Raw genomic sequence first — 6,075 nt, 5'->3', positions numbered from 1 at the left:
GATCAGGACTAGCGCACTGTCGATCAGGACTGGCGGTGCGCGCTCAATGAGGAGTGAGGGTGGACGTGAAGGGACTCGAACCCCTGACCTCTCGCGTGTGAAGCGAACGCTCTAACCAACTGAGCTACACGTCCAGGACGTCGCCCTTGTGGGGCGACGGAGCGAAACACTATCCAATCCTGCTCGCGTTCGCGTAATCGGGCTCGCCGGCGAGCCGGCCCACCGCTCAGTCGATGCCTGGAACCTGTCGCAACGCGTCGGCGGCCCAGTCCGGGACGAAGCCGGGGACACCCGCGAGCGCGAACAGGACCCAGAAGAGCGCCCACACGAGCAGCAGGGTGGCGAGCGCGACGAGCCCGCGCACCCAGATCGGTTGCGCCATCACCCAGTCGTTCCAGCGGCCCACCTGTCGGCGGGCGAAGTCGAGCACGCGCTGGGCGAACTCGAACTCGCTCGCGAGGATCATCAGCCCGAAGAAGACGACGAGCCAGCCGGGGCCGGGGGCGGGCACCATGATGAGCCCGGCGACGGTGACGAGGCCCCCGACGACACCCACGGCGGTACGCCACGCCAGGTGGGTGGCTGGGTTCCGACGCAGCCGGGCGCGCCACGCCCACCGGTCCTCGTCGGCGTCCAGGGTCGCGTTGGCGTCGGAGTAGTCGATTGCCGGTTCCGGCGCCTCGACCGGCAGCTGCTCGCTCACGGGTCGCTGTCCCTCTCGGCGTGGCCGCGGAAGACCCGCTGCAGCTGGGTGGTGACCGGTCGCTCCGCCGGGAGGGGACGCCCGTCGACGGCGTGGACCGGCAGGATGTCCTTCGTCGAGCTGGTGATGAACACTTCGTCCGCCTCGTCGAGCGCGCCGAGCGGCAGGACCGTCTCTCGCACCCGTATGCCGCTCGCCTCCGCCCACTCGATCGTGAGCTCTCGCGTGATGCCGGGCAGCAGGCCCGAGTCGACTGGAGGGGTCAGCACCTGGCCGTCGCGCACGATGAAGATGTTGCTGCCCGTGCACTCGCACAGCTCGCCGCGTGTGTTGGCGAAGACCGCCTCGATGCCGCCGCGTTCCTTCGCCCACGCGAGGGCGATGACATTCTCGGCATAGGAGGTGGTCTTGAGGCCGGCGACAGCGGACCGCTCGTTGCGGGTCCATGGCACGACGACGACCGCCCCGGACGCCGGTGGACGGGGCTGGGGTCCCGCCAGCACGATGTACGTCAGCGGCGCGGCGAGACGGTCGGAGCCGAGCGGCCCGGTCCCTCCGGTGACGCTGTAGCGCAGCCGGCCGAACTCGATCTCGGCACCGTCCAGGACCGCCTTGATGCCCTCGTCGACACGGTCGAGGTCGATGGGCGGCAGCCCCAGACCAGCAGCCGAGCGGAGCAGCCGCGCGTGGTGCCGGCGGAGGGCGAACGGTCGCCCGTGCTCGATCTTGGCCGTCTCGAAGACGCCGTCACCGACCGTCACGCCGTGGTCGAGCGCGGTCAGGACCGGTTCGTCCGGCTCGACGCCGCGGCCGTTCACCCAGACCCTGATCCGCCCGTCCGTCATCGCTGCGCTCCTCCTGCACTGTTCACGCGGACACCCTGCCCGATGCGAGGCCGAGCAGTCGAGCCGCCTTCAGCTCCGTCTCGTCCCACTCGCGCTCGGGATCGGAGTGCCAGGTGATGCCCGCGCCCGTGCCGAACCGCAGCCAGCGACGTCCGTCGTGGTCCCTCTCCGCCCAGAACGTCCGGATCCCCACCGCGAGTTCCGCCTCACCGCGGTCCGCGTCGATCCAGCCGAGGGCTCCGCAGTACGGACCGCGGGGGCGGCTCTCGAGCGCGCCGATCGTCTCCAGCGCACTCGACCTGGGGGCCCCGGAGACGGAGCCGGGCGGGAACGTCGACTCCAGGATCGCCGCCCAGCCCACTCCGGGCCGGAGCCGGCCGCTCACCGTCGAGACGAGGTGGACGAGGCCGGGATGCCGCTCGAGGGCGCAGAGGGCGTCGACCGACACACTCGCCGGGAGGCAGACCCGGGAGAGGTCGTTGCGCATGAGGTCGACGATCATGACGTTCTCGGACTCGTCCTTGGGCAGCAGCTCGCCCGGCCGGGGCGCTGTCCCCTTGATCGGCCTCGTCACCAGCCGGTCGCCCTGGCGCGACAGGAACAGCTCCGGCGACGCGCTGACGACGTCGAGCCCCGCCTCCGCGCAGCGCACGCGGGCCCCGTGGGGCGACGGGTTGCCTTGGCACAGCAGCCGATCGAGCGCGTCGAGATCGGCTTCGTCGACCAGTTCGTGGGACAGGACGCGGCAGAGGTTGACCTGGTAGACGGTGCCCGCGGCGATCCGCTCACGGACCTCCCGCACCCCCTCGAGGTATGCCGCTCTGCTGAGGCTCGTGCGCCACTGCCGTTCCAGCGGCGTCCACTGCGGCAGGTGGGCGGCGTCTCCCGCAGCGGCGCCGGCAGCCGCCCCGCGGTCCGCTGCCCGGGTCTCCCCCTCGAGGCGCTCGACGGTGCCGAACCGCACCGCGGTCAGCTCCCCCTCGAAGGTCGCGACGAGCGCCCAGAACCCGCCCCGCTGCATGGCCGCCAGCGCGTCACTGCCGTGACGCACCTCCAGCACGTCGGTCGCGCTCCGGTCCCGGAACCGGGCGTGGTCGCCGAGCGGCGGGCTGATCCCGAGCGGCAGGACGGCGAGCGGAAGGGCTCGGCGCGCCGGGAGGTGGCTGAGCGGCATACCGCTCATTCGTCCTCGGGGACGGGACAGCCCTCCCGCTCGTCCCGGTCGGCCCAGTCGAGGAGCGGGGCGATGTCGAACACGGCGTCGTCGATCCCGGCGTGCAGGTCGCCGAGCTTGGCGAAGCGCTCCGGCATCGTCGCGATCGTGAAGTCGTCCGGCTCGACGTCGTCGACCTCGTCCCAGGCCACCGGAGCCGAGACCGTCCCGCGGGCGTTGCCCCGCACGCTGTAGGCCGCGGCCATCGTGTGGTCGCGGGCGTTCTGGTTGTAGTCGACGAACAGGTCGGTCGGCGCGCGGTCCTTGCGCCACCACGCGGTCGTGACCTCGTCGGGCAGCCGCCGCTCGACCTCGCGGGCGAAGGCGAGCGCGGCCCTGCGCACCGTCTTGAAGCCGTGCTCCTGCCGGATCCGGACGTAGACGTGCATCCCCCGGCCGCCGGAGGTCTTGGGCCAGCCCACTGCTCCCAGCTCGTCGAGGACCTCGTGCGCCACGTGCGCCGCCCGGCGCACGGTGCTGAAGGGGCACTGCGGCATCGGGTCGAGGTCGATACGCCACTCGTCGGGCAGCTCGGTCTCGGGGCGTCGGGAGTTCCAGGGGTGGAACTCGACCGTCGACATCTGCACCGCCCAGATGACGTCCGCCAGCTTGGTGACGCACAGCTCGTCGGCGTGCAGGCCGTACCGGGGGAAGTGCAGCCGGACCGTCTCGACCCAGGGCGGTGCGCCGGCGGGCAGCCGCTTCTGGTGGACCTTGTCGCCGTCGACGCCCTTGGGGAAGCGGTGCAGCATGCAGGGCCGGTCGCGTAGGGCGTTGACGATGCCGGCACCCACGGACAGGTAGTAGTTGGCCAGGTCGAGCTTCGTCTCACCTCGCTCGGAGAAGTAGATGCGGTCCGGGTTGCTCAGCCGCACGTCGTAGCCGTCGACGTCGAGCTCGATCGCGGGGGTCCTGCTCGCGGCAGCCATGGGTCGATTGGACCACACGCCTCTCGTGGGTCTGCGGACTCAGCTGGCGGCTGGCCGGTCGGGGGCCCGCCGACCACCGTTCGTAGGCCGCTCGGTTCCGTCCGCGTTCACACCGGGGACGGCGCCCGGTGCAGGACCGCCACGCCCGCGAAGCGTCCGCTCGCGAGGTCGTCGAGCGCCGTGGCGGCCCGCTCGAAGGGGTAGGTCGTCACCGTGGACCGCACGCCGAGGCGCGTGGCGAGGGCGAGGAGCTCCTCCCCGTCCCGTCGGGTGTTGGCCGTCACCGAGGTGACCGTGCGCTCGCGGAAGAGGTGTGCCTGGTTAGTCGAGCGTGGGGATGTCGGTGAGGTGGATGCCGGCGAGGGCCAGGGTGCCGCCCTGCTCGAGCCCGGCGAGGGCGACGGGGACCAGCTCTCCGGCCGGTGCGAAGAGGATCGATGCGTCGAGGGGGACCGGGGGCAGCCCGTCGGCCGGTCCGGCCGATGCGGCGCCGAGCTCGAGGGCCAGCCGCTGCGCCTCCTCACCGCGGGTCAGCACGTGCACCTCGGCGCCCTGCGCGAGCGCCAGCTGTGCCGTGAGGTGCGCGCTCGCCCCGAACCCGTAGAGCCCGAGGCGCCCGCCGGGGGGCAGCCCGGTGCGGCGCAGCGCCCGGTAGCCGATGATGCCCGCGCAGAGCAGTGGGGCCGCCTGCTCGGCGGGCACGTCGTCGGGGAGCCGGTAGGCGTAGGCCTCTGGGACGGTCGTGAAGTCGGCATATCCGCCGTCGGCGTCCCATCCGGTGAACTGCGCTCTGGGACAGAGGTTCTCGCGCCCGGACCGGCACCACCGGCAGGACCCACAGGTGCTGCGCAGCCAGGCCACGCCGACCCGGTCCCCGAGACGGAACCGGGAGGTTCCCGACCCGAGCGCCGCGACGGTGCCGACGACCTCGTGGCCCGGGACGACGTGCGCCCGGTGCTCGGGCAGGTCTCCCTCCGTCACGTGCAGGTCGGTGCGGCAGACGCCGCACGCCTCGACCGCGACGAGCACCTCCCCCGCTCCGGGCGCCGGGACGCTCCGCTCGACGGGCCGCACCCGCCCGAGGTCGGGGCCGACGGTCTCCCAGGCGGTCATGGTGCGGGGCAGCTCGGGCCGTGCCATGGCCCCAGCGTGGGTCATGGCGAGCCGGCTGTCGAGGGCCGAGAGGGTCAGGCGTGGCTGCCGGCGAGTGGCGGCGGCTGCAGCAGCTCGAGCCGCTGGACCGCCTCTTCGACGTGCCGGGGCAGTGCGCGACGCGCCCGCACCACGGCGGGTAGGCGGGCGGCCGCGTCGAGGAGCGCGCCGCGGACGTCGGCATCGCTGATGTCTCGGATGGCGTGCCCGGTCGTGGCGAGCAGGGCCGGCCAGCGGCGGCGCAGCCACGTCGAGAGCAGGACGTTGCGCAGCAACAGCCGCCGGCGGCCGGACCGGTCCCCACCCGGGGCCGGGTCGTGGGTCGCGACGACGTCGTCGACGTAGACGCGGGCCCAGCCCGCGGCCGCGAGGTCCTGGGCGAGCACCGTCTCCTCCCCAAAGAAGAAGACGACGGGCGAGAATCCACCGATCGCGAGGTATGCGTCTCGCCGGACGATCGCGCCACACGCGACGAAGCCGAGCACGGAGGGGCCGGGCAGGTCCGGCTCGGTGCCGAGGGGGCTGTCGGCCATCATCGCGCAGACGGGGTCGAGCCGGCGCTCGGGCCCGACGCGGATGCGCGCGGCGAGCAGGCCGATCCGGGGGTGTGCGTCCAGGTGCCCGGCCGCCCGCGTCAAGGCCCCCGGCTCCCACCATGAGTCGTCGTCGCAGAATGCGACATACGGCGTGGTGCTGGCGCGGACGCCCACCGTCCGGGCCACCGCCCCCAGGTTCTCCCCCAGCTCGATGACGGTGACGTCGGGGTGCCGGCGCCGCACCGCCGCCGCCGAGTCGTCCGTCGAGCCGTTGTCGACGACGATGACCGGCGGCTGCTCCGGCAGGGACCGGAGACGGTCGAGGGTGCGGGTCAGCCCCACTGCCCGGTTGCGCGTCGCGATGACGACGGTCACGGCGGTGGTCATGGACCGCCTCTACCCCGCCCGAGGAGGGGCACTCCGAAAAGGAGGCAGCGGGACCACCCGGGTCAGGTGGTCCCGCCGCACTGCTCGAGGGTCAGCGGCTGCGGCGGCCGGCCGCGCGGCTGCGCTGCGAGAATGAGGCCGCTCCACCGGAGCCACCCGAGCTCGTCGAGTAGACGGTCGACGAGCCGCCGCGACGACCCTCTGCACTGCCACTCGGCCGGCGCCCGGACGACCGGGGGCGGCCTGCTGCGGACTCGGCGCCCGACGCGCCACCGCGTCCTCGGCCGCCTCGACCCGTGCCACGGCCCTG

Annotated in this window: 8 protein-coding genes and 1 tRNA gene; all 9 read right to left on the bottom strand. The window is 73.2% G+C overall.

Going from position 1 to position 6,075, the window contains the following annotated elements; all coding sequences use genetic code 11:
• Window positions 1-60: 60 nt before the first annotated feature.
• Window positions 61-134 (bottom strand) — tRNA-Val (locus N864_RS18270).
• A gap of 92 nt (window positions 135-226) precedes the next feature.
• A complete protein-coding gene (locus N864_RS18265; protein ID WP_051518773.1) occupies window positions 227-703 on the bottom strand; it encodes a TIGR02611 family protein in 477 nt (158 codons plus the stop codon).
• The gene (locus tag N864_RS18260; protein ID WP_205620997.1) at window positions 700-1,548 is read right to left on the bottom strand and encodes an aminotransferase class IV; all 849 of its coding nucleotides are present in this window, start codon (window positions 1,546-1,548) and stop codon (window positions 700-702) included. Before N864_RS18260 ends, N864_RS18265 begins: the two co-directional genes overlap by 4 nt.
• 22 nt (window positions 1,549-1,570) lie before the next feature.
• Entirely contained in the window at window positions 1,571-2,722 is a 1,152-nt protein-coding gene (locus N864_RS18255; protein WP_081794018.1) for a chorismate-binding protein, read from the bottom strand.
• A gap of 5 nt (window positions 2,723-2,727) precedes the next feature.
• A complete protein-coding gene (gene ligD, locus N864_RS18250; protein WP_034720399.1) occupies window positions 2,728-3,690 on the bottom strand; it encodes a non-homologous end-joining DNA ligase in 963 nt (320 codons plus the stop codon).
• Between the two features lie 107 nt (window positions 3,691-3,797).
• Window positions 3,798-3,974, bottom strand: a complete 177-nt coding sequence (locus N864_RS26350; protein ID WP_338033660.1) for a hypothetical protein — start codon at window positions 3,972-3,974, stop codon at window positions 3,798-3,800.
• A 37-nt stretch (window positions 3,975-4,011) separates the two neighbouring features.
• Window positions 4,012-4,830: a zinc-binding alcohol dehydrogenase family protein gene (locus tag N864_RS18245; RefSeq protein WP_338033659.1), complete on the bottom strand. Its 819-nt coding sequence runs from the start codon at window positions 4,828-4,830 to the stop codon at window positions 4,012-4,014.
• 47 nt (window positions 4,831-4,877) lie between these two features.
• Window positions 4,878-5,765: a glycosyltransferase family 2 protein gene (locus N864_RS18240; RefSeq protein WP_051518772.1), complete on the bottom strand. Its 888-nt coding sequence runs from the start codon at window positions 5,763-5,765 to the stop codon at window positions 4,878-4,880.
• Between the two features lie 62 nt (window positions 5,766-5,827).
• The coding region (locus tag N864_RS25740) for a hypothetical protein (RefSeq protein ID WP_034720396.1) at window positions 5,828-6,075 on the bottom strand (248 nt) is incomplete at its 5' end.

This window comes from Intrasporangium chromatireducens Q5-1, assembly GCF_000576575.1.
GTDB lineage: Bacteria > Actinomycetota > Actinomycetes > Actinomycetales > Dermatophilaceae > Intrasporangium_A > Intrasporangium_A chromatireducens.
Note: the sequence above shows the minus strand (reverse complement) of the source record. Positions and strands in the feature narration are given on the sequence as shown.